Raw genomic sequence first — 21,051 nt, 5'->3', positions numbered from 1 at the left:
AGGTGCTCCTTTTATTGTAATTTCATGGACGGCAGGGCATAGCCTCTGCATTCGTAGCTTTGTGTATCTTCAATGAAAACCTGTTCCAGCAGGATGGTGCTGTTTTTCAGCATCGACAGCTTTCTTCCTTCTGCTGCCGGAACAAAAATATGATAGTATTCCAGCTGCTTCTTCACTTCGGTTTCAATCACATCTTTTAAAAGAATCAGATCCTCTTGTTGAAAAGCCGAGATGGAGAAGGAAGCTGTTGTGGGTATGAAACCTTCTTTAAACTGATCTTTTTTATTGTAGACTGTAATCATCGGGATGGAGGCAGCGTCAAGATCCTTCAAAATGGAAAGCACTGTGGATTCATGCTGATCACGGTCTTCGCTTGAGCCGTCAATGACATGGATGAGAACGTCTGCTTCCTTTACCTCTTCAAGCGTTGATCGAAATGCGGCAATCAGGGATGTGGGAAGGTCTTGTATAAAGCCGACCGTATCTGTCACAAGCACCTGGAGACCTGCTGGCAGCCTCATTTTTCTTGTCAGCGGATCCAATGTGGCAAACAGTAAATTTTCTTCATAGCTGTCTGCAGAGGTTAGCCCATTGAAAATGGTAGACTTGCCTGCATTCGTATAGCCGACCAGCGCTGCCTGGATCGCCTGATTTTCTTTTCTTCTTTCTCTGTACCGTCCACGATGGCTGACGATATCTTCGAGCTGGCGTTTGATCTCAGTGATCCTGGACCGGATGTGCCTTCTGTCTTTTTCAAGTTTGGTTTCCCCTGGGCCTCTTGTACCAATACCTGCACCAAGTCGTGACAAAGAAACCCCGATACCCGCCAGCCTAGGAAGAATATATTGCAGCTGTGCAAGTTCAACCTGAAGTTTTCCTTCTCTTGACCGTGCGCGTGTTGCAAAAATATCAAGGATGAGCTGAGTTCGGTCAATGATCCTTGCGTCAAAAAAGCGGGAGAGATTTCTGTTCTGCGCAGGTGTCAGTTCGTCATTAAAAATAATCAGATCCGGCTCCAGTTCCTCTTCGAGCGCCAGTATCTCTTCAATTTTACCTTTGCCTATAAATGTAGCAGAATCATACCGCTCCCGCTTCTGGGTAACAGAAACGATAGCTTGTCCCTGAGCCGTTTTTGTCAACGACTCCAGCTCTTCCATTGAATAAAAAAATCGCTCGTCGGTTTGCCCTGGTAACTGGCAGCCAACGAGGATGGCTTTCTCTAGATGAGAATGCTTGATTTCTTCCAAATAACCTACCTGCTTTCCTATTCATTATATAGCTATCATATCAAATTCCATGTTTTTCTTCCAGATGAAGGTCATCAGCGATCAGACTCATCAATGCCTTCTTATCTGTCCTCTCTTCTCTAAGTAAACGAACTGATTGTTTCCTGACGGCTTTTTCAATGATATTCCGGATATATCTGCCGTTGCTGAAGGATTTCTCTCCAGCTGCACATACCCGCTGAAGATGCTGCCGGAGCTTCCATTCTGAATCTTTCGCCATGATATATTGCCGCTCAGCTACCATCTTTCTTGAGATTTCCATAAGTTCATCGACGGAATAGTCGGGAAAGGAAACCATAATGGGAAATCTTGACGGCAGACCTGGATTCAATTTAAGAAAACGGTCCATTTCCCCCGAATACCCCGCTAGGATAAGAATAAAATCATGCTGCTGATCCTCCATTGCTTTTACAAGCGTATCAATGGCTTCTTTCCCAAAATCTTTTTCTCCGCCGCGTGCCAGTGAATAGGCTTCATCAATAAAAAGGATGCCCCCCATAGCTTTCTTTAGGAGCTCTCGTGTTTTTTGCGCAGTGTGGCCGATATATTCCCCCACAAGATCCGCTCGCTCTACTTCAATCAGATGTCCTTTTGACAAAACATTCATCTCATGAAAAAGGTTTCCGAGCATCCGTGCAACCGTCGTTTTCCCGGTGCCTGGATTTCCTTTAAACATCATATGAAGCACTTGTTTTTCCACTTTCAGTCCTTGTTCCGCTCTGCATTTATTCACATAAAGCCAGGCATAAATTTCTTTAATAAAGCCTTTTAACTCTTCCATTCCAACGAGCGATGACATTTCCTGCTCCATCTTCTTTAATGGAAGGTGCTTTTCAAGCTGTCTTTCTTTCGCAGAAGGACTCGCTTCTTCTTCAACACGATCTCTTTCATTATTTTGGTTCAGAATAATATTAATTTGCGTCTTCTTTTTAAATGTCATGGAATCATGCAAGAGATTCACCTCTCTTTAGCTGTCTAGGATTATTATACTCATGACATTAATTATGGTGACAAATGCCTATCGTTTAGCCCTCATTCTAATGTATTCTCGAAAGTTTCAATTATACGGGCTTACTCTAGGGTTGAAATATTAATCTTCATTAATCTGTATGAATATTTATTCAAATTAAGTTATCTAAATCGTCTAATAAATCATATTTTCAGAATATTAAATGTATATTTAATCAAAATTATGTATTGACTATTTTTTCTTGCTGCCTTATTCTTGAAAATAGCTGCATAAAAAAGGAACGATGAATATGTATTTTTTGAAAAAAGCCCTTTTAGTTCTTATGGGGCTGTTCTTAACTGCTCTCGGAACTAAACTTCTTACCGTTTCCCACCTGACATTTGGTGGAACAGCAGGGATTTCCACCCTGCTGACCTTCTCGACCGGTATTTCATGGGGTGTCTGGTTTTTCGTGATCAATCTCCCTTTCTTTATTTTATCTGTAAAAAGGCTGGGGATTTCCTTTTCGGTGTATACACTTCTCTGTATCTCGCTGATTTCATTGATCAATGAATTTCTTAAGATTGCTCCCTCGCCTGGAATGCATCCTCTTCTCATTGCGATTGCATCAGGACTGATTATCGGAACAGGAGTCGTGCTCGTGTTAAACAATGGTGCATCACTTGGCGGCATTCACATTTTGGCTGTCTATATGGATCAGCATCTTTCAATCAACCGTGGGAAAACATTATTTCTGACCGACTTTATTATTGTTATTTCTGCAACCTTAATGGTCGGCTTTGTACATGCACTCTACTCCATCGTTACAATCACGATCGCAAGTTACCTTGCCGGCAAGTTCAAACCGCAAGTAACGAAAAATAATGATGAAAACGATCTGACGCTCGAAGCTCAGGCATAAATAACGCAAAAAACCACTCATTCGATAATGGGTGGTTTTTTTAGGTTCTGGGTTTTCGAACGATCTGCAGATATCCAATAATCAAGCGGTTTTTTGTCAGTTCCTGCGCTTATCCGGGAAATAATCTATTCGTAGATCTGCCTGCCCATATTATTTTGCTTCGTCCGGTCGAGGTCTTTCTGATAATTCCGTTTCGCCTGATTTGAAACTGGTGTAATTTTACCAATCAGTATTCCTAATTTATTATAAACATCATCCGTATTAAGATTGTCACCTGCGTCGATCTTTCTTTGAATCGCCCTCATTTCCCTGATCAAGGAAGGGGCGGTCGTGATGGCTGCGTTCTTTCCATGTTCATTTCCTTTAATGGTCTGATAAACCCTCAACCTCAGATGATCACTTTTTCCCTTTGTAAGGTGATGATCCGGTGTGATGCCTACCAACGTATAAATCCCGCTCACAATCACATCTGCATTTTTGACCCCAGGTACCGTCTCTGCCAAATCCGAAATTTCTTTCGCATTTTTTGATTCATAATTTTTTTCATTTACGTTCGGGGCATCATTCTGGGAGTTGGGCAAGTTCTTCATGTTGACTTTCGTAGGAGCTTTATAGCTCTTATCTTTATCGAGATCCAGTTCGTTCTGCGAACAGCCGGATATCCAAAGTACAGCCGCTGCAGCCAGTACATATCGTTTCATGGAAATAACCCTCTCTTTTTATCATCGATAAGGTTAGTGTTCAAACTTAACGGTCCAAATATTCATTTGGATTTAAAAGTGCTTCACTACGTGGAAGTTGGTATAATTAAACAAAAACGCCAAACGGAGGTAACCCATGTTCCCGCTAATCGATTCCTTGCCCAGCTATTCGGCAGTGTATTTAGAGACCTTGGAGAAGAAAGGCAGACAGGAAAGTACCATCAGGCGCTATTTTTACGATCTGAACGACTTTTTAGCGTGGATGAGAGTCGTTAAAGAGGAGGACAGCTTTTCTGTATTCCAATCTCTGCGAACAGAAGACTATCAGTCCTATTTTGACTTTTTGATACATGAAAGAAATTATTCGCTTCGAACATTGCGCCGGGTATTGACGGTGTTAAAACAGCTTGTACAGTTTCAGATTACGATAGGCAAACTTGCCTACAATCCGGTAAACGGAGTGGATCTTGGGATTGGGGAGGAAACTGAATTTACAGATGATGACTTTATTTCTTCCGAGGAATTGGACAAACTCTTTGAGGTCATTAAATCGTATGAAGGACTGACGGAGAACCAACAAAAATACCGGCATCTTCTGATCAGCCGCAACCTTTCCATCGTCATTCTTCTTTCTCGTTATGGCCTGACATTACTTGAATTGACATCCTTGAAGATGAGACACATCAATTTTACAAAGGGAATCATACAAGTACCTTCTGAAACGAGCCTCACCCGAAAAATAAAGATAGAACGAGAGGATCAAGCGTTTCTTTATTCTTATTACGAAACGATCCCTGCTGTGGTTCGTCCTGCCTGGTATTCCAATGATTCGTTCTTTGCCGCCTTTGATTACCAGCGTGGAACCTACCGCTGGGTCTACAAGACCAATTCACCCAAACCGCTGACTGAGATCGCTGTACAAAAAATGATCCGTCTCGAAGTAAAAAGGTCTGGGTTGCGAAAAGGCATCTCCGCACAGCACATGAGACGAACTTGCATCCTTCGTGAACTTCAAACGGAGAAAGAACCCCAACAGATCAAAGAAAAATTTGGGTTCAAGTCCTCTTTAAGCCTCGAACGTTATTATAAATATCTGCAATCCGTTTCGAAGACAAAAGAGAAAAACCTTGCTGAGTGAACCCAGCAAGGTTTTTCTTTTACTTCCCAACAAACCTATGTATTAATTTTCAGCCGGCAGCTCGACCGGACGATGAGGCGTAAAAGTTGAGATGGCATGCTTGTATATTAAGTGCTGCTTCCCATCTGATTCCAGGATGACCGTAAAATTATCGAACCCTTTCACCAGTCCTTTTAGTTGAAAGCCATTCAGTAAATATACAGTCACATAAATGTTTTCACGTCGTAATTGGTTTAAATACTGATCCTGGATATTGATCGCTTGCTTCATGTATACAGTCCTCCTCATTAGCCATTAGAATAATCATTCGACAGGTTCTTTAATTTTCCTTCTACAAATAATCTGATTTCTTTAAAATTATCATAAAAGTTTTGTGAGGACATATCAAACCATTTGATGTCCATCTGATTTCTGAACCAGGTATACTGCCGCTTGGCATATCGCCTGGAGTTCCGCTTAAGAAGTTCGACCGCTTCATCCAACGTCAGCCTGCCCTCAAGATACTCGTAAATTTCTTTATACCCGATGGCTTGGACGGATTGGCAATCACGCACTCCCTCTGAATATAAACGATGGGCCTCTTCCACCAATCCTGATGCTACCATCTCATCCACCCTCTGATTGATCCGCTCATACAGAAGTTCACGATCCATCGATAATCCAATCAAAACAAGTTCGTACGGTGATTCCTCGTGTGTTTGCTGTTCTGCGAGCGTATCAGACATCGTCTTGCCAGTGCTATGATAGATTTCAAGAGCCCGGATCACTCTTCTTATATTATTAGGGTGAATTTTTTCTGCACTTTTAGGGTCGTTCTTTTCGAGGAGAGCATGAACATGCACCTCGCCTTTCTCCCTTGCAAGCTCCTCCAGTTCCTGGCGATAGCCTTCATCCCCGGGAGCCGATGAGAATTCATACTGATGTGTGACCGAACGGATATATAATCCGGTACCGCCAACGATAATCGGTACTTTTCCTCTTTTGTTAATATCAGAAATGCTTGTTCTGGCCAGCTCCTGAAACTCAGCTGCTGAAAATGAATCACAAGGATCTTTAATATCAATCAGATGATGAGGAATTCCTTCCATTTCCTCTTTTGAGATTTTTGCTGTGCCTATGTCCATACTGCGATAGATCTGCATGGAATCACCGCTGATGATCTCCCCATCAAACGCTTTGGCGAGTTCGATACCTGTTTTCGTTTTGCCGACAGCCGTCGGACCGACAATCACGAATAATCTTTCTTTCATAAAAACTCCTATCATACCGTTTGTTTTATTTTTCAATTGATATCTTTATCATAACGCGAACATGAGGAAAAATCCAAAAAGGGAAGGAATAAAAAACGGCGGCCTTCTAAAAGGACACCGTTTTTACGATCACATAACTCTTTTAAACATCTTTTCCATCTCATACGTCGAAAAATGGACGATGATCGGCCGGCCATGGGGGCAGGTGTAAGGATCTTCGCTTTTTCTAAGTGTCTCAAGGAGCATGAAGATCTCATCGCTGCGCAAATGATGGTTAGCTTTAATCGATCCTTTGCACGACATCATAATGGCGGCTTTTTCTCTTAACTTTTTGATATCAGCCTGCTTTTCTGCCAATACCTGTTCTATGATTTCTTCGATGCTTTCTTTCTCATGCCCTGCTGGGAACCATTGAGGATGTGCTTTCACGATATACGTTGTTTGGCCGAACGGCTCGAGAAAGACCCCTACCTTTTCCAGTACTTCAAGATTTTCATTAATGATTAAGGCTTCCTTATTTGTAAACTGGAATGTAATAGGAACAAACAGCTCCTGAAGCTCTGAAGCTACCTGTCCTACCTTTTCTCTGAAGAATTCGTATTTAATTCGTTCCTGTGCTGCATGCTGATCGATCAAATACATGCCCTCTTCATTTTGAGCGATGATATATGTGCCATGCATCTGGCCAATCGGATACATCACAGGAATTTTGCTGGGATCCTCTTCCGGGAGTTCCTTACTTTCGGGAGAAAGCTCCGGATTCAGAGAAAACGGCTCATCCTCCATAAAATGCTGGTCCTCTTTTATTTGATCTGGAAGCTCTGTTTCCTCCTCTAAAATCCTCTCAGTTAACATAGGATCCGCAGAGATTTTTTCAGTTGGAGGCATTATCTTCTTATGATCATCCATCACATTTTCCATAGCTTTCTTCTCAGTACGCTGAGATGGCTGCGTTCCATGATCAAACGTGAAGGTACTTTGTTCTGAACGGTCTTTCTCCAGTTTCCTTACAGCAGCTGAAGACGAAGGTTCGGGAATCAGCCTCAGCTTCCGCAGCACGTACCTTACTTCTTCTTCCACTAAAGAGTTGAGTTCCGGCTCCTTGCTCAGCCTTGCTTCTAGTTTTGATGGATGGACATTCACATCGATGATAGACGGATCCATCGTGATCGACAGGACGACAAGCGGGTATCTGCCGATGGGAAGAAGCGTGTGGAACGCCTGCTGAACAGCACGCTGGACCGCGTAATTCTTGATATATCTTCCGTTCATGAACAATGAAACGTAATTTCTTGATGCTCTCGTAATCTCAGGTTTTGAGATGTATCCTTCAATTTCATAATCGAGGGACCTGGCAGTTACAGGAACCATATTCCTGGCCACACTCATTCCATATACAGCAGCAATGACATTGAGCACGTTTCCGCTTCCGTTTGTGTTTAATAGATCCCGTCCATTATGCCTGAGCCGGAAGGAGATTTCAGGATGGCCAAGTGCCAGCCGGTTGATAACGTCAGTTATATTGCCGAGCTCGGTGTTGATCGTCTTCATGTGCTTCAATCTTGCAGGTGTATTGTAAAACAGGTGGCGAACTGTGATATCGGTGCCTTTTCTGGAATTTGTTGAAGATACGGATTGGATCTGCCCGTTCATGATCGTCAGAGCAGTACCCGGGCCTGAGCCTGTCCCTGTTTTCATTTCCATCTGGGAAACCGAAGCGATCGAGGGGAGCGCCTCCCCCCGAAAACCCATTGTTCGGATTTGAAACAGATCCTGCTCTTCTTTTATTTTACTCGTTGCATGCCGGCTGAATGCCAATTGACAATCATCAGGTTCGATCCCGTCTCCATTATCAATGATCCGAATTAAAGACAGGCCCCCCTCTTCAAGCTCGATCTCGATTCGGCTGGAATGAGCATCGATGGAATTCTCAACAAGTTCCTTGACCACAGAGGCCGGCCGTTCTACTACCTCGCCGGCAGCGATTTTATTGGATAGGTGATCGTCCAGTTGGATTATCTTTCCCACTTGATCGTCTCCTTTATTTCACTTTTTTTTGCAGATGAAACAGAGCGTTCATTGCATCCAGTGGTGTCATTTCCAAGAGGTTCATCGTTTTCAGAAACTCTTCCACCTCCGATTTTTCATGTTTCCTTTTTGATATGTTGTCTGCAGCGTTTTCTTCTATAAATAGACTCAGCTGGGTATCAGCCTCGATCGCTGCTTTTTTTGGAGAACGCTCGTCCGATTCAAATTCCTCTAAAATGAACTTAGCCCTCTCGATTACTGCTGAAGGAAGCTCTGCAAGCTGTGCAACATGTATCCCAAAGCTCTTGTCAGCTTGTCCGTCGATCACCTTATGAAGAAACACAAGCCTTCCTTGTTCTTCAATCGCTGATACATAAACATTTTTCAACGAGCTGAGCTGCGTCTCCAGGACCGTTAACTCATGATAATGCGTCGAAAAGAGCGTCTTTGCTCCGATATGGTCATGAATAAACTCTACGATGGACTGAGCGAGCGCCATTCCGTCATAAGTAGATGTTCCCCTCCCGATTTCATCGAGCAAAATCAGACTTTGGTCCGTTGCTTTATTTAAGGCATACCTTGTTTCGAGCATCTCAACCATAAATGTACTCTGCCCGCCGACAAGGTCATCCGCGGCTCCAATTCGGGTAAAGATCTGATCAAAAAGCGGAAGTTCTGCATCATCTGCCGGCACGAAACAGCCAATCTGCATCATGACAGAAGTGAGTGCAAGCTGCCGCATGTATGTGCTCTTACCGGCCATGTTCGGACCTGTGATCAGAAGCATCGACCGCTCATTATTCAAATAGATATCATTTGGAACATACTCCTGGGCATCCATCACCTTTTCCACGACGGGATGACGGCCGTTAGCAATAGCCACGCGGTTATCAGAAGAGATGACAGGCTTCACATATCTTTGTTCCTCACTGACCACAGCAAATGCCTGAAGTACGTCGATCTCGCTGAGCTGCTTAGCCAGTTGCTGCAGCGATTGAATATAGCTCTTCACATGCTCCCTTACCTGCAAAAACAGCTCGTATTCGAGCGAGACCATTTTTTCCTCAGCCTCTAGGATTAGCCTTTCTTTTTCTTTAAGTTCAGGGGTTACAAACCGTTCGGCGTTAGCCAGTGTCTGCTTTCTTTCATAGCGTCCATCGGGGATCAGAGAAAGGTTCGAGCGGGTAACTTCAATATAATAGCCAAAAATCCGGTTATAACCGATCTTTAACGATTTTATGCCGGTCTCCCTTCTTTCTCTTTGTTCAAGCGACGCGATCCATGCTTTACCGTTCACACTGGCATCCCGGTATGTATCAAGTTCGTCATGATACCCATCCTTGATCAGTCCGCCTTCTTTTATAGAAAGAGGAGGATCGTCATGCAGAGAGCTCTCAAGATAGTGATACAGTTCTTCATGGCTGTCCATCTTGTCTGCCAGATCTCTGCTGTACGGGTTGGATAACTGAGAGAGGGTCTGTTTGATGCCCGGTACGCTTCCCAGTGTCTGTTTTAATTGGATGAGGTCACGGGCTGTAATATTGCCAAACGAAACTTTACCCGCCAGCCTTTCCAGATCATACACCCTTTTTAATTTGTCACGCAGTTCCTCGCGCACAAAAAATTCCTTGATCAGCTCTTCCACAACATTCAGCCGCTGCTCAATCAGCGCAGGGACGAGAAGAGGCTGCTCAATCCATTGTTTCAGTCTTCTGCTTCCCATACCAGTCACTGTCCGGTCGAGGAGCCATAGAAGTGATCCTTTTTTTCCTTTTGAACGGTTTGTTTCAACAAGCTCCAGATTCCGCTTGGAAAAGCTGTCGAGCTTCATGAATTCGTTAATATGCTGGATGCTTAAAGGCTGCAGATGCTCCAATGATCGTTTTTGTGTATGGAGCAAATAATGAAAGAGACGTCCGCATGCTTTCTTCAGCAGCTCTCTTTCGTTTTCTTGGACTAAATGCTGAAAAGGATCTGGCACCTCACTCTGGTCCTGAATGGAACTGACGATCTGATATCTCATTCGAACAATTTCAGCAATCTGTTCATAAAGTTCAGACGACATGATGACTTCTCTTGCATGCATGACCTGAAGCTCCTGTATGAGCATAGATGTATCACCTTTATAAACGTATCCTTTTAATTCCCCGGTAGAAAGATCGTTCAATACGATGCTGTATTCTTCATCGTTATATGAAACGGCTGCAATAAAATTATTCTCGGTTTCTTTAAGCAGGTTATGGTCCATCACGGTTCCTGGAGTAATGATCTGGATGACTTCCCGCTTCACGACCCCTTTTGCGGATTTAGGGTCTTCTACCTGCTCGCAGATTGCCACCTTGTGGCCGGACTCAACGAGCTGTTTAATATAATTGGCAGCGGAATGGTGAGGGACCCCGCACATCGGTATGCGTTCAGAAGTTCCACCTTCCCTGCTCGTCAGTGTAATTTCAAGCAGCTGGGATGCTCTTGTCGCATCCTCAAAAAACATTTCATAAAAATCACCGAGCCTGAAAAATAAAAAAGCGTCACGGTGAGCCGATTTTATTTTTAAATATTGCTGGATCATGGGTGTGTATTGTGCCATGCTTTCACCTAACTTCTAAGTTCTTTTTTCAATAGTTCATTATAGCATAGGATGCAGATTTGGATTCAAGAAAACAAACCCCCTCAACATAAAAAAGCAAGGAAGAAGATATCTTCTTCCTTGTTTCGTTATTCATCCAGCTCACCCATGAAGAATTGGTCAATATCTTCAACATCTTGATCATCCAGTCCGTAGTCCCAGTCTTTTTCTTCCCAATCATCAAGCGCACCGTCAGGGTTCACATATACACAAACTTTGGTCTCCCCGATTACGTCACAGGTGAATTCACGTTCACATTGAATGACCATGCGGCTGCCATTTGGAGAGATCGTTGCTTCTAAAGTGTTTGGAGCCTGAATGCATCTGGCAGATATTTCAAGATCTTTTCCCGTCGCATGCTCATCTCTTGTACTAAGTACGATCGAATCCTTATACCCTACTGTTTCCGTAACAACTTCGGTCTTTGTGTTATTGTTGTATGAATACCAGACGTTAATATCATAATGGCCTTCCACTTCAACCGTGTCATCACTTTGTCTGGAAGCTTTATATGAATGATTGATGATCCAGCTTCCAAGGATACTCGTAGGTCTATGGCTTGGAGTGATCGTATGTGTTGACTGAGAGAATTTCCGCCCCTTGCCGCATACTGCTTTGCAAATTATCTCTCTGTAATTCAGATCTTGATCTATGTTTGACATAGACTTAATCCCTCCTCTTCCAATCTTCATTTCATCCTATGCAGGGCAAATGACTAGTGTGCTAAAAAACTTTTTATGATTCCGTTAATACAGTTTATGTAAGATGCCCAGATGGTGACCTATTTTTAAAAATTTTTATTATTAAAATACGGTACGTGAAATTACAAAGACGGTTAACTGTATTACTTTCTTTTATACTGTTGGTTTTCAAACAAAAAAAGATCAGAAGAATGTTAGATTCTTCTGATCTTTCCTATTAATGACAGCCGCAGCTTCCGGTTGAACATCCGTCCGCAGAGCCTGTTGTTCCTTTTAAAAGGTCTCCGCCTGTAGACTCGATGATCTCATCGGTGACTGTATTAGAAATCGTATGGGAAACCATCTGCAAAATATCGTTCACATCAGCCTGAGATTGTTTGAACTCCAGGACTACCGGAATACTGTCCATTTCCTTCATCAGGTTATCGATCGTTTCTTCGACTTCTTTGTGGGCTTCCTGCTTGCCGTAATGCTGAAGGTTGACCGCTTCTTTCTGCAGCTTTTTAATCTGTGCGATCAAGAAGGAAACGGTGCCGTTTTCGTTGATCTGCTGTTCCGCCTTTTTGAAAAAATCAACTTCCTCTGTTTGTGCAATCATTTCTGCCAGCTCTTTTGCTTTGTCTAAAATATCACTTTTTGTATATGTCATCCCTCTAACACCCCCGCCTTTTCTTCTAGTAGATCCCCGCTTAACGTCCACGTTTTCGCATCTTTAATATGAACCTTTACAATCTTTCCGATGAGATGTTTCGGCCCTTTAAAGTTCACCACTTTATTCGTTGTGGTATGCCCTGATAATACATCTGGATTCTTCTTGCTTTCCCCTTCAACGAGCACGTCAACGACCGTGTCGAGGTAAGCTTGGTTCTTGCTCAGCGAAATATCGTTTAAGATTGAATTCAAACGCTGCAGTCTTTCTTTTTTCGTTTCTAAAGGCACATTATCAGCCATCTTGGCGGCTGGTGTTCCTTCCCGCGGTGAATAAATAAAGGTATAGGCAGCATCGTACTCGACTTCTTTTACGAGAGACAGCGTTTCCTCAAACTGCTCTTCTGTCTCGTTCGGGAAACCAACGATGATATCTGTCGTTAAAGCGGCATTTGGAATGGCCTTCTTAATTTTTCCAACGAGCTCAAGATAGTGATCACGCGTATACTTTCTCGCCATAAGCTTTAAAATGTCACTGTTGCCGTGCTGGACAGGAAGGTGGATATGTTCGACCAAGTTTCCGCCCTTCGCGAGTACTTCAATCAGATGATCATCAAAATCCCGCGGATGACTTGTCGTAAAGCGGATCCTCGGAATGTCAATCTTACGGATCTCATCCATCAGGTCACCGAGACCGAATTTAATATCTTCAAAGTCTTTTCCGTAAGCGTTCACGTTTTGCCCCAAGAGAGTTACTTCCTGATAGCCGTTGCGGGCAAGGTGCCTTACTTCTTCAATGATATCTTCCGGACGGCGGCTTCTTTCCTTCCCTCGCGTATAAGGAACGATACAGTACGTACAGAACTTGTCGCAGCCGTACATGATGTTGACCCATCCCTGAATGTTGCCTTTTCGTACACGCGGAAGATTCTCAACGATATCTCCCTCTTTGGACCATACTTCAACGACTCGTTCTTTTGAAAGATAAGCTTCTTTCACGATCTGCGGAAGTCTGTGGATGTTATGGGTACCGAATATCATATCCACCTGATTATAGGTTTTCAACAATTTATTGACAACAGATTCTTCTTGAGACATGCAGCCGCAGACCCCGATCAATAGATCAGGTTTGTCCACTTTCAGCGGCTTGAGATGTCCCAGTTCACCGAAAACCTTATTCTCGGCGTTCTCTCGGATGGCACATGTATTAAGCAGGATTAGATCGGCATCCATCACTTCTGTCGTAGCTTCATAGCCCATGTCTCCGAGAATTCCGGCCATGATTTCCGTATCATGCTCATTCATCTGGCAGCCATAGGTCCTGATATAAAATTTCTTGCCATTTCCAATTCTTCGTAAATCATCATCAATTACAAAATCTTTTACAATCTTAATTTCTTCTTTTCCGCGTTTTTTAGCGTCCTTTAAGGAAGGCGGCTGGTACGTAGTTTGAAAATAGCTGGCGTAATCCTTAGAGGTTTTATTTTTATCTTTCACAGGATTCGATCCCTGTTGGTTCATTGCAATTTCCTCCCTTGCAAACAGCGAAACTCTAGAGGTGTTTTTCTCTGATAACTTCAATATTATAACAGACTTCGATTGTAAAAGGAATGATTGGTGTCCCTTCAAAATATCAATAATACTTAATAATTAAGAATACTTAAATTTCACTTTATTAAATGATAGGAGTAAAATAAAAGGCAGAAACCGTATATGAAAGAGATGATGCTGCAATGTATTGGAAACGATCACTTTGGATTCTTTGGCCGGCCAATTTTCTGATCGCCGCAGGAATGAGCTTGATCATCCCCTTTTTGCCACTATATATTGAAAAACTTGGAGTTTCAAATATTCAAAGTGTTGAACATTGGACAGGTTGGATTTTTTCTGCTCAGTTTATCACTTCTTTTTTATTTCAGCCGCTATGGGGCTCACTTGCTGACCGATATGGACGAAAGGTCATGCTCATCCGTTCTGCTATAGGGATGGGAACTGTCACAGCTTTAATGGGGCTTGTGACAGGGCCGGAACAGCTTCTCGTATTGCGTCTGATCAATGGTCTGTTCTCCGGTTTTATCTCCATGTCCATCTCCCTCCAGGCTTCCGTCACACCAGACAAAGATGCAGGAAGGTCCCTCGGCACACTGCAGACCGGCCAGATTGTCGGCACACTGATCGGTCCTCTAATCGGAGGCTTCCTGTCTGAGATCTTTGGGTTTGAAGGTGTCTTTTTTGTCACAGGAGGACTTATTTTGATCGCAGGGATGGTCGTCATGTTCTTTATTAAAGAAGATGTAGCTGTTAATAAGGAAAGAAGCATCAAAAAGAAAAACGAATGGGGAGCACTTAAACCCCTGTTTCCTGTATTTATCGCGGCTGCCATCACCCAGCTGGCAATGATGAGTATCCAGCCGATCATCACCCTTTACACCAGGACGATTTACCATGGCAGCCATTTGACTTTAGTCGTAGGGCTGATCAGTGCCGTAACGGGTATTGCTAACCTGATCGGGTCACCGATCCTTGGAAGAATCGGCGACCGCTATGGACAGCGGAAAGTTCTCATCTTCTCTTTGATCATGGCTGCATTTGCTTTTCTGCCTCAAGTTCTGGCTACCGATGTAAAGGTCCTGTTAGCAGGCAGATTTTTATTAGGCCTATTTATCGGAGGAATGATACCTTCACTGAATGTTCTCGTAAAAAAACTGGCACCTCCAAACCTGCAGGCTACCGCTTTTGGAATTAGCTCTTCTGCCCGTTTTCTCGGGAACCTGTTCGGCCCATTGCTGGGAACCTTTGTAGCTGCGGCCTATAACATTAAAGATATCTTTTATATCACGATCATTTTCCTGCTCATCAATATGGTCTCCATTGTCAGAAACAAAAAACTTGAACTTGCGCTGCGCAATCATAAAAAGGCATCCTGAACATGAATGTTCAGGATGCCTTTTTTATTTATTACATAAATTCGGCAAGTAAGCCGTTAAATTTCTCTTCATCCATCTTCAGGTCCGCTTTGGATAATGCATCCTTGCTGTATCCGTGGGCAAGGTCCTGATAGGAAGGTTTTACTGTATTCTGATAGATGATGCCTTTGACGAGTCCGTCGTTTTCCATCAGAGTCTGCATCGCCATCATCCGATTGGAAGGATCATAGCCTTCGATCGTATCAAGGCTTGTTAGGTGTTCTTTGAACCAGTCATATGTGTTTACCTTATTATAGGTTACACAGGGAGAGAACACATTGATCAATGAGAAGCCTTTATGTTCAATCCCTTTTTGTATGATCGCAGTCAGTTCTTTCAGGTCGCTTGAAAAGCTTTGCGCAACGAACGTTGCACCTGCTGTAAGAGCAAGTTCCATCACTCCGATAGCGGACTCTACAGAACCTTCCGGCGTACTTTTCGTTTTAAACCCTTCAGCAGAGCGGGGAGAAGTCTGCCCCTTCGTTAATCCGTAGATTTGGTTGTCCATTACAATATAGGTTACGTCAATATTTCTTCGGATCGCATGAACGGTATGGCCCATTCCGATAGCGAATCCATCACCGTCTCCTCCAGAGGCAATAACTGTCAGATCACGGTTGGCCATTTTCACGCCTTGGGCGATTGGAAGAACACGGCCGTGAATGCCATGGAAGCCATAGGATTTAATATAACCGGAGATACGCCCGGAACAGCCGATCCCCGAGATCACTGCTAGGTCGTTCGGTTCAAGCCCGACGTTTGCTGCCGCCCGCTGTATGGATGCCTGCACGGAAAAGTCGCCGCAGCCAGGGCACCAGTTCGGTTTTACTGAATTTCTGAAGTCTTTAAACGTCGCCATTTAAACCAGCTCCTTGCATTTATTGAAAATTTCAGAAGGAAGAAATGGATTACCGTCATATTTTAAGATGCTCTCAATCTTGTGATGAGAACCCAGGTTCATTTTCAGGATATTGGCCAGCTGTCCAGTGGCATTATTCTCAATGACCGCTACCTTTTTCGCTGAATCAATTAAAGTCTTCATCTCTTCAACCGGGAATGGATGAATCAAACGTAGATGTGCATGGTTTACTTTGATTCCTTCCGCTTCCAGACGAGGAATAACCTCCTCAATCACGCCTCTTGTGGAGTTGAACCCGACAAGTAGAAGATCAGCCTCTTCATTCGGGGTATATTTTACGACCGGCGTGTTGAATTTCAGGTTCTTCAGTTTTCGGAGACGCTTATCCATCTGCTTCAAGCGGTTTGCAGCAACTTCTGACGGCTTGCCCGTTTCGTCGTGCTCGACGCCTGTCACGTGATGAATGCCGTTTTTCATGCCCGGGATGACACGAGGAGATACTCCGGAATCCGTCAGTTCATAGCGTTTATAGTAGCCGCCTTCTTCTTCAGGAAGCTCTGCATTCAAATCCAGGGTGCCGCGGCGGATTTCAACTTTGCTGAAATCAAGCGGTTCTACGGATTGCTTGCCTAGAGAAAGCTGAAGATCAGTCAGTAAAATAACCGGGCATTGGTACTCTTCTGCAATATTCAATGCTTCTACAGCATCATAGAAAGCTTCTTGAGCTGTGCTTGGCGCCATGACGACCTTTGGAATCTCACCATGTGTACCGTAGATCATCGCCATTAAATCCGACTGTTCCTGTTTGGTCGGAAGCCCTGTACTTGGACCGCCGCGCTGTGTATCAACGACGACGAGCGGTGTTTCTGTCATTCCTGCAAGGCCGATGGATTCCATCATGAGGGATAAACCAGGACCCGCAGAAGAAGTCACAGTACGTACACCAGCATAGTTAGCGCCGATGGCCATTGTACAAGCTGCGATCTCATCTTCAGTCTGGATAACTGTTCCGCCAAACTGAGGAAGTTTTTTAATGAGGTATTCCATAATCTCAGAGGCCGGAGTGATCGGATAAGCCGCCATGAAGCGGACACCGCCAGCTACAAATCCAAGAGCGATGGCATCATTGCCGATCATAAACATACGTTTTTTTCCGTCAGCTTTATTTAGCTGGAACCCCTCGAGCGGACCGCCTGCTGCTTCATTAAAGAACTCAGCGCCTTTGCGGATTGCATCCATATTCTTTTCTACGACTTTAGCGCCTTTTCTTGAAAAGATTTCCTCAACCACATCTATGTACGATTCAGCCGGCAGATCGAGCACTGCACTCGTAGCGCCGATGGCCACCATATTCTTCATCAAGGAAGTGCCAAGCTCATTCGCTATTTCCGTGAACGGGACTGAAAAGAGCCTTACTTTTGAGCCTTCCGGAACAACTGGATTAAACTTCGCGTCGCCGATGACGACTCCTCCGTCCCGCATCTCATGAATATTTACATCAATGGTTTCCTGGTCAAACGCGATTAAAATATCAAGATCATCCGAGATCGACCTTGTTTGTTTCGTGCTGACACGAATCTTGTTGTTCGTATGTCCGCCTTTAATACGTGAAGAAAAGTGCCGATAACTGTAGAGATAGTATCCAAGACGATTTAAGGCCATTGCAAAAATTTCTCCGGTACTGTCTATCCCTTCCCCTTGCTGTCCGCCAACTTTCCAGGAAAGTTGATCAATCATGAACTCCACCCCTTCTATGCTTATCATTCTATATACTCACCAATTGCGTTTTCTGGAGAAAACATAAGTCTCCATGTATAAAAATACGCTATTTTCCGAAAGAAAATAAGCGCGCTGATCACTAAGATGGGTATAAAGATCGTTGTTAAAAAATATGTACTAAACGTTTACAATTCTAGACCTAACTTCACAAAAAAGCAAGTATTCATTGAAAAATTAATAGGTGGCGTCAGTGAATTTTTGTATGCTCTCACCCACATTTATGCACTCAAAAAAACCTGTTTGCGCAAAAAGGCAAACAGGCAGCTTACTGTTTTTAGTTAACGTGGCTCGACAATCAGCTTAATCCCAGTTCTTTCTTCTCCATCAATCAAAATATCGGTAAACGCAGGAATACAAATGAGGTCAACTCCGCTAGGCGCTACAAATCCTCGTGCGATTGCTACTGCCTTAACGGCTTGGTTTAATGCACCGGCCCCAATTGCTTGAATTTCAGCTCCTCCTCTTTCACGAAGAACTCCGGCGAGTGCACCAGCTACAGAATTAGGGTTGGATTTTGCTGAAACTTTTAATATTTCCATTAATTTGTACCTCCTTAGAGATATGATACCAATTCTACTATATTCATTGGTAAGAGCCCGTATTCCTGCAGTATGGAAAAGTTTACAACAATATGCTGGCAAGCGTAAATTGTTATACCAAAAGTACTCTTATTCAAAAAACGGGTGGTCGTCGTTAATCAAAATGGTCTTGATCGTTTTCGCTTTTCCAGTTGCAGGATCACACTCTATTAAAACGCCACTTAACTGTTCCCTTCCGGAAGAAACTTCAAACCTTACCGGTAAACTGGTAAGAAACTTTTTCAAAACAGCTTCCCGATCCATCCCTAATATCCCGTCATACGGGCCGGTCATCCCTACATCTGTCAAGTAAGCGGTTCCTTGTGGAAGAATTCGCTGATCCGCAGTCTGGACATGGGTATGCGTGCCAACGACCGCTGTTACTTTGCCGTCGAGGAACCAGCCCATCGCTTGCTTTTCACTTGTTGCTTCTGCATGAAAATCGACAAAGATAATCGGCGTCCGCTTCCGCAACTCTTCAACCAGTTGTTCAGCCTTTTCAAAAGGGCAGTCGAGAGGAGGGAGAAATGTCCGTCCTTGTAAATTAATGATGCCGATTTCAAGCTGGTTCATCTTTATGAGAGCTGATCCGTTGCCTGGTGTCCCAACAGGAAAATTCGCTGGCCTAACCAATTGGGGAGTAGTGTCGATGATCTCAAAAATCTCTCTATTGTCCCACGCGTGATTTCCGAGTGTGATGGCCTGTGCCCCCGCTTCAAAAATCCCCTTTACGATCTTTCCGGTAATCCCCCTGCCATGGGCAGCGTTTTCACCGTTCACAATCGTAATAAGCGGCTGATATTTACGTTTTAATTTAGGCAGATACGTGTCGATCATCTTTCTGCCTGGAGATCCAACGACGTCCCCTACAAATAAAATCTTCATGAAGAACTCCTTTTACTGCATTCTGTATAAAAACAAAATAAAGTGGTATACACCACTTTATTTTGCGTACTCAACAGCTCTTGTTTCCCGAATGACTGTTACTTTAATATGTCCTGGATAATCCAGTTCATTTTCAATTTTTTTCGTAATATCCCGTGCTAAACGGTAAGAAGCCAAATCATCGACTAAATCTGGTTTAACCATGATTCTGATTTCTCTTCCGGCCTGGATCGCAAATGATTTTTCCACGCCGTCAAACGACTCGGAAATCTCTTCGAGTTTTTCCAGACGTCTGATATATGTTTCCAACGTTTCACGTCTAGCTCCAGGTCTTGCTGCTGACAATGCATCAGCGGCGGCAACAAGAGTAGCGATAATTGAAGTAGGTTCAGTATCTCCGTGATGGGAAGCAATTGAATTGATAACTACTGGATGTTCCTTATACTTGGTTGCCAATTCCACACCGATATCGACGTGGCTGCCTTCTACTTCATGATCAATCGCTTTCCCAATGTCATGAAGCAAACCAGCACGGCGGGCCAAATGAACATCTTCTCCAATTTCTGCTGCCATCAAACCGGCGAGGTACGCTACTTCCATTGAATGTTTCAATACATTTTGGCCGTAGCTTGTACGGTACTTCAAACGCCCTAAGATCTTAATCAAATCAGGATGAAGTCCATGAACTCCTACTTCAAAAGTAGTCTGCTCACCTACTTCTCTGATATACTCATCCACTTCACGGCGAGATTTTTCAACCATCTCTTCGATTCTGGCAGGATGAATTCTGCCATCTTGAACGAGCTTGTCAAGCGCCATACGGGCAATTTCCCTGCGGATTGGGTCAAAACCAGAAAGAATGACGGCTTCAGGCGTATCATCAATAATCAAATCAATGCCTGTTAGCGTTTCCAGCGTACGGATATTTCGTCCTTCACGCCCGATAATTCGGCCCTTCATCTCATCATTTGGCAAGTTCACGACAGAAACTGTCGTTTCAGCAACGTGGTCAGCCGCGCATCGCTGGATAGCAAGAGAAAGAATCTCTTTTGCTTTTTTATCCGCTTCTTCTTTAGCGCGATTTTCCATATCCTTCACCATCATAGCCATTTCATGAGAAACTTCGTTTTCTACCTCGCCCATGATGATCAGCTTGGCTTCTTCACGCGTAAAGCCGGATATACGTTCCAGTTCTCTTTGCTGCTCTCTGAGCAGCTCCTCCACTTTGCTTTCAATCTCTTCAATTTGTCGTTGTTTTTTGGTGAGAGACTCCTCACGTTTCTCCAATGATTCCTCTTTTTTATCAAGAGTCTCACTTTTCCGGTCAAGAATCTCTTCTTTTTGTACCAATCGTTGTTCTTGTCTCTGAAGCTCATTTCTGCGTTCACGAATGTCGCGCTCTGCTTCTGTTCTTAGCTTATGGATTTCATCCTTGGCTTCAAGCAGGGCTTCCTTCTTGCTCGCTTCCCCATCTCGCTTTGCTTCTTCAACGATCTGAGCAGCAGCATTTTCCGCGCTTGAAATTTTTGCTTCGGCAATTTTTTTCCTAACAAGATATCCGACAACTGCACCGACACCTGCTGAGACAAGCAAACTGGAGATGAAGACAATAATGTTTTCCATGTTTCCACCTCCTCTTGCTATCTACTTTTTTTACTGGGTCATAAGCATCATTCGTGTAACAAAGTGTTGTGCACAAGTCATGCCATTCTCATTTCAGGTTATATCTTTTAAT

General features: G+C 43.6%; 18 protein-coding genes. 3 read left to right on the top strand and 15 right to left on the bottom strand.

Annotated elements, in window-relative coordinates; translation table 11 throughout:
* Positions 1–11 precede the first annotated feature (11 nt).
* Both hflX and spoVK read right to left on the bottom strand, forming a co-directional pair.
* On the bottom strand, positions 12–1,247 hold the full coding sequence (hflX, locus tag AR335_RS02950) for a GTPase HflX (RefSeq protein WP_062231862.1): 1,236 nt from the start codon (positions 1,245–1,247) through the stop codon (positions 12–14).
* Positions 1,248–1,287: 40 nt separating this feature from the next.
* On the bottom strand, positions 1,288–2,226 hold the full coding sequence (gene spoVK / locus AR335_RS02945; protein WP_062232540.1) for a stage V sporulation protein K: 939 nt from the start codon (positions 2,224–2,226) through the stop codon (positions 1,288–1,290).
* Between the two features lie 319 nt (positions 2,227–2,545).
* Between spoVK and AR335_RS02940 the strand changes: the two genes are divergently transcribed.
* On the top strand, positions 2,546–3,157 hold the full coding sequence (locus AR335_RS02940; RefSeq protein ID WP_053354411.1) for a YitT family protein: 612 nt from the start codon (positions 2,546–2,548) through the stop codon (positions 3,155–3,157).
* 125 nt (positions 3,158–3,282) lie between these two features.
* On the opposite strand, the gene AR335_RS02935 is transcribed toward AR335_RS02940, so the two are convergent.
* Positions 3,283–3,858: a YhcN/YlaJ family sporulation lipoprotein gene (locus AR335_RS02935; RefSeq protein WP_062231858.1), complete on the bottom strand. Its 576-nt coding sequence runs from the start codon at positions 3,856–3,858 to the stop codon at positions 3,283–3,285.
* 136 nt (positions 3,859–3,994) lie between these two features.
* Here AR335_RS02935 and AR335_RS02930 point away from each other — a divergent pair, with 136 nt between their 5' ends.
* Positions 3,995–4,996: a tyrosine-type recombinase/integrase gene (locus tag AR335_RS02930; RefSeq protein ID WP_062231856.1), complete on the top strand. Its 1,002-nt coding sequence runs from the start codon at positions 3,995–3,997 to the stop codon at positions 4,994–4,996.
* Positions 4,997–5,038: 42 nt separating this feature from the next.
* On the opposite strand, the gene hfq is transcribed toward AR335_RS02930, so the two are convergent.
* The 7 genes from hfq to miaB form a co-directional block, all read right to left on the bottom strand.
* Positions 5,039–5,266 (bottom strand): RNA chaperone Hfq, encoded by a 228-nt coding sequence (gene hfq / locus AR335_RS02925; protein WP_053354414.1) that lies wholly within the window; start codon positions 5,264–5,266, stop codon positions 5,039–5,041.
* 17 nt (positions 5,267–5,283) lie between these two features.
* The gene (gene miaA / locus AR335_RS02920) at positions 5,284–6,246 is read right to left on the bottom strand and encodes a tRNA (adenosine(37)-N6)-dimethylallyltransferase MiaA (RefSeq protein ID WP_062231854.1); all 963 of its coding nucleotides are present in this window, start codon (positions 6,244–6,246) and stop codon (positions 5,284–5,286) included.
* Between the two features lie 129 nt (positions 6,247–6,375).
* A complete protein-coding gene (gene mutL / locus AR335_RS02915) occupies positions 6,376–8,274 on the bottom strand; it encodes a DNA mismatch repair endonuclease MutL (RefSeq protein WP_062231852.1) in 1,899 nt (632 codons plus the stop codon).
* Positions 8,275–8,287: 13 nt separating this feature from the next.
* On the bottom strand, positions 8,288–10,861 hold the full coding sequence (gene mutS / locus AR335_RS02910) for a DNA mismatch repair protein MutS (protein WP_062231850.1): 2,574 nt from the start codon (positions 10,859–10,861) through the stop codon (positions 8,288–8,290).
* Between the two features lie 128 nt (positions 10,862–10,989).
* Positions 10,990–11,562, bottom strand: a complete 573-nt coding sequence (gene cotE / locus AR335_RS02905; RefSeq protein WP_053354418.1) for an outer spore coat protein CotE — start codon at positions 11,560–11,562, stop codon at positions 10,990–10,992.
* 256 nt (positions 11,563–11,818) lie between these two features.
* Complete coding sequence (locus AR335_RS02900) at positions 11,819–12,250, bottom strand: RicAFT regulatory complex protein RicA family protein (protein ID WP_053354419.1); 432 nt, start codon at positions 12,248–12,250, stop codon at positions 11,819–11,821.
* Positions 12,247–13,770: a tRNA (N6-isopentenyl adenosine(37)-C2)-methylthiotransferase MiaB gene (miaB, locus tag AR335_RS02895; RefSeq protein WP_062231848.1), complete on the bottom strand. Its 1,524-nt coding sequence runs from the start codon at positions 13,768–13,770 to the stop codon at positions 12,247–12,249. The genes AR335_RS02900 and miaB overlap by 4 nt, the downstream gene beginning before the upstream one ends.
* A 212-nt stretch (positions 13,771–13,982) precedes the next feature.
* Here miaB and AR335_RS02890 point away from each other — a divergent pair, with 212 nt between their 5' ends.
* On the top strand, positions 13,983–15,176 hold the full coding sequence (locus tag AR335_RS02890; RefSeq protein ID WP_062231846.1) for an MFS transporter: 1,194 nt from the start codon (positions 13,983–13,985) through the stop codon (positions 15,174–15,176).
* A 31-nt stretch (positions 15,177–15,207) separates the two neighbouring features.
* Here the strand turns inward: AR335_RS02890 and AR335_RS02885 are convergent, their stop codons facing one another.
* From AR335_RS02885 to rny, 5 genes are all read right to left on the bottom strand, one after another.
* On the bottom strand, positions 15,208–16,074 hold the full coding sequence (locus AR335_RS02885; protein ID WP_053354422.1) for a 2-oxoacid:ferredoxin oxidoreductase subunit beta: 867 nt from the start codon (positions 16,072–16,074) through the stop codon (positions 15,208–15,210).
* Positions 16,075–17,811: a 2-oxoacid:acceptor oxidoreductase subunit alpha gene (locus tag AR335_RS02880; RefSeq protein ID WP_062231844.1), complete on the bottom strand. Its 1,737-nt coding sequence runs from the start codon at positions 17,809–17,811 to the stop codon at positions 16,075–16,077. It lies immediately after the preceding gene.
* A gap of 320 nt (positions 17,812–18,131) precedes the next feature.
* A complete protein-coding gene (spoVS, locus tag AR335_RS02875) occupies positions 18,132–18,392 on the bottom strand; it encodes a stage V sporulation protein SpoVS (RefSeq protein ID WP_053354424.1) in 261 nt (86 codons plus the stop codon).
* A 129-nt stretch (positions 18,393–18,521) separates the two neighbouring features.
* Positions 18,522–19,316 (bottom strand): TIGR00282 family metallophosphoesterase, encoded by a 795-nt coding sequence (locus AR335_RS02870; RefSeq protein ID WP_053354425.1) that lies wholly within the window; start codon positions 19,314–19,316, stop codon positions 18,522–18,524.
* A 57-nt stretch (positions 19,317–19,373) separates the two neighbouring features.
* Complete coding sequence (gene rny, locus AR335_RS02865; protein ID WP_053354426.1) at positions 19,374–20,939, bottom strand: ribonuclease Y; 1,566 nt, start codon at positions 20,937–20,939, stop codon at positions 19,374–19,376.
* Between the last annotated feature and the right edge of the window lie 112 nt (positions 20,940–21,051).

This window comes from Fictibacillus sp. FJAT-27399, from assembly GCF_001510655.1.
In the GTDB taxonomy this organism is placed as follows: Bacteria; Bacillota; Bacilli; order Bacillales; family Fictibacillaceae; genus Fictibacillus_C; species Fictibacillus_C marinisediminis.
Note: the sequence above shows the minus strand (reverse complement) of the source record. Positions and strands in the feature narration are given on the sequence as shown.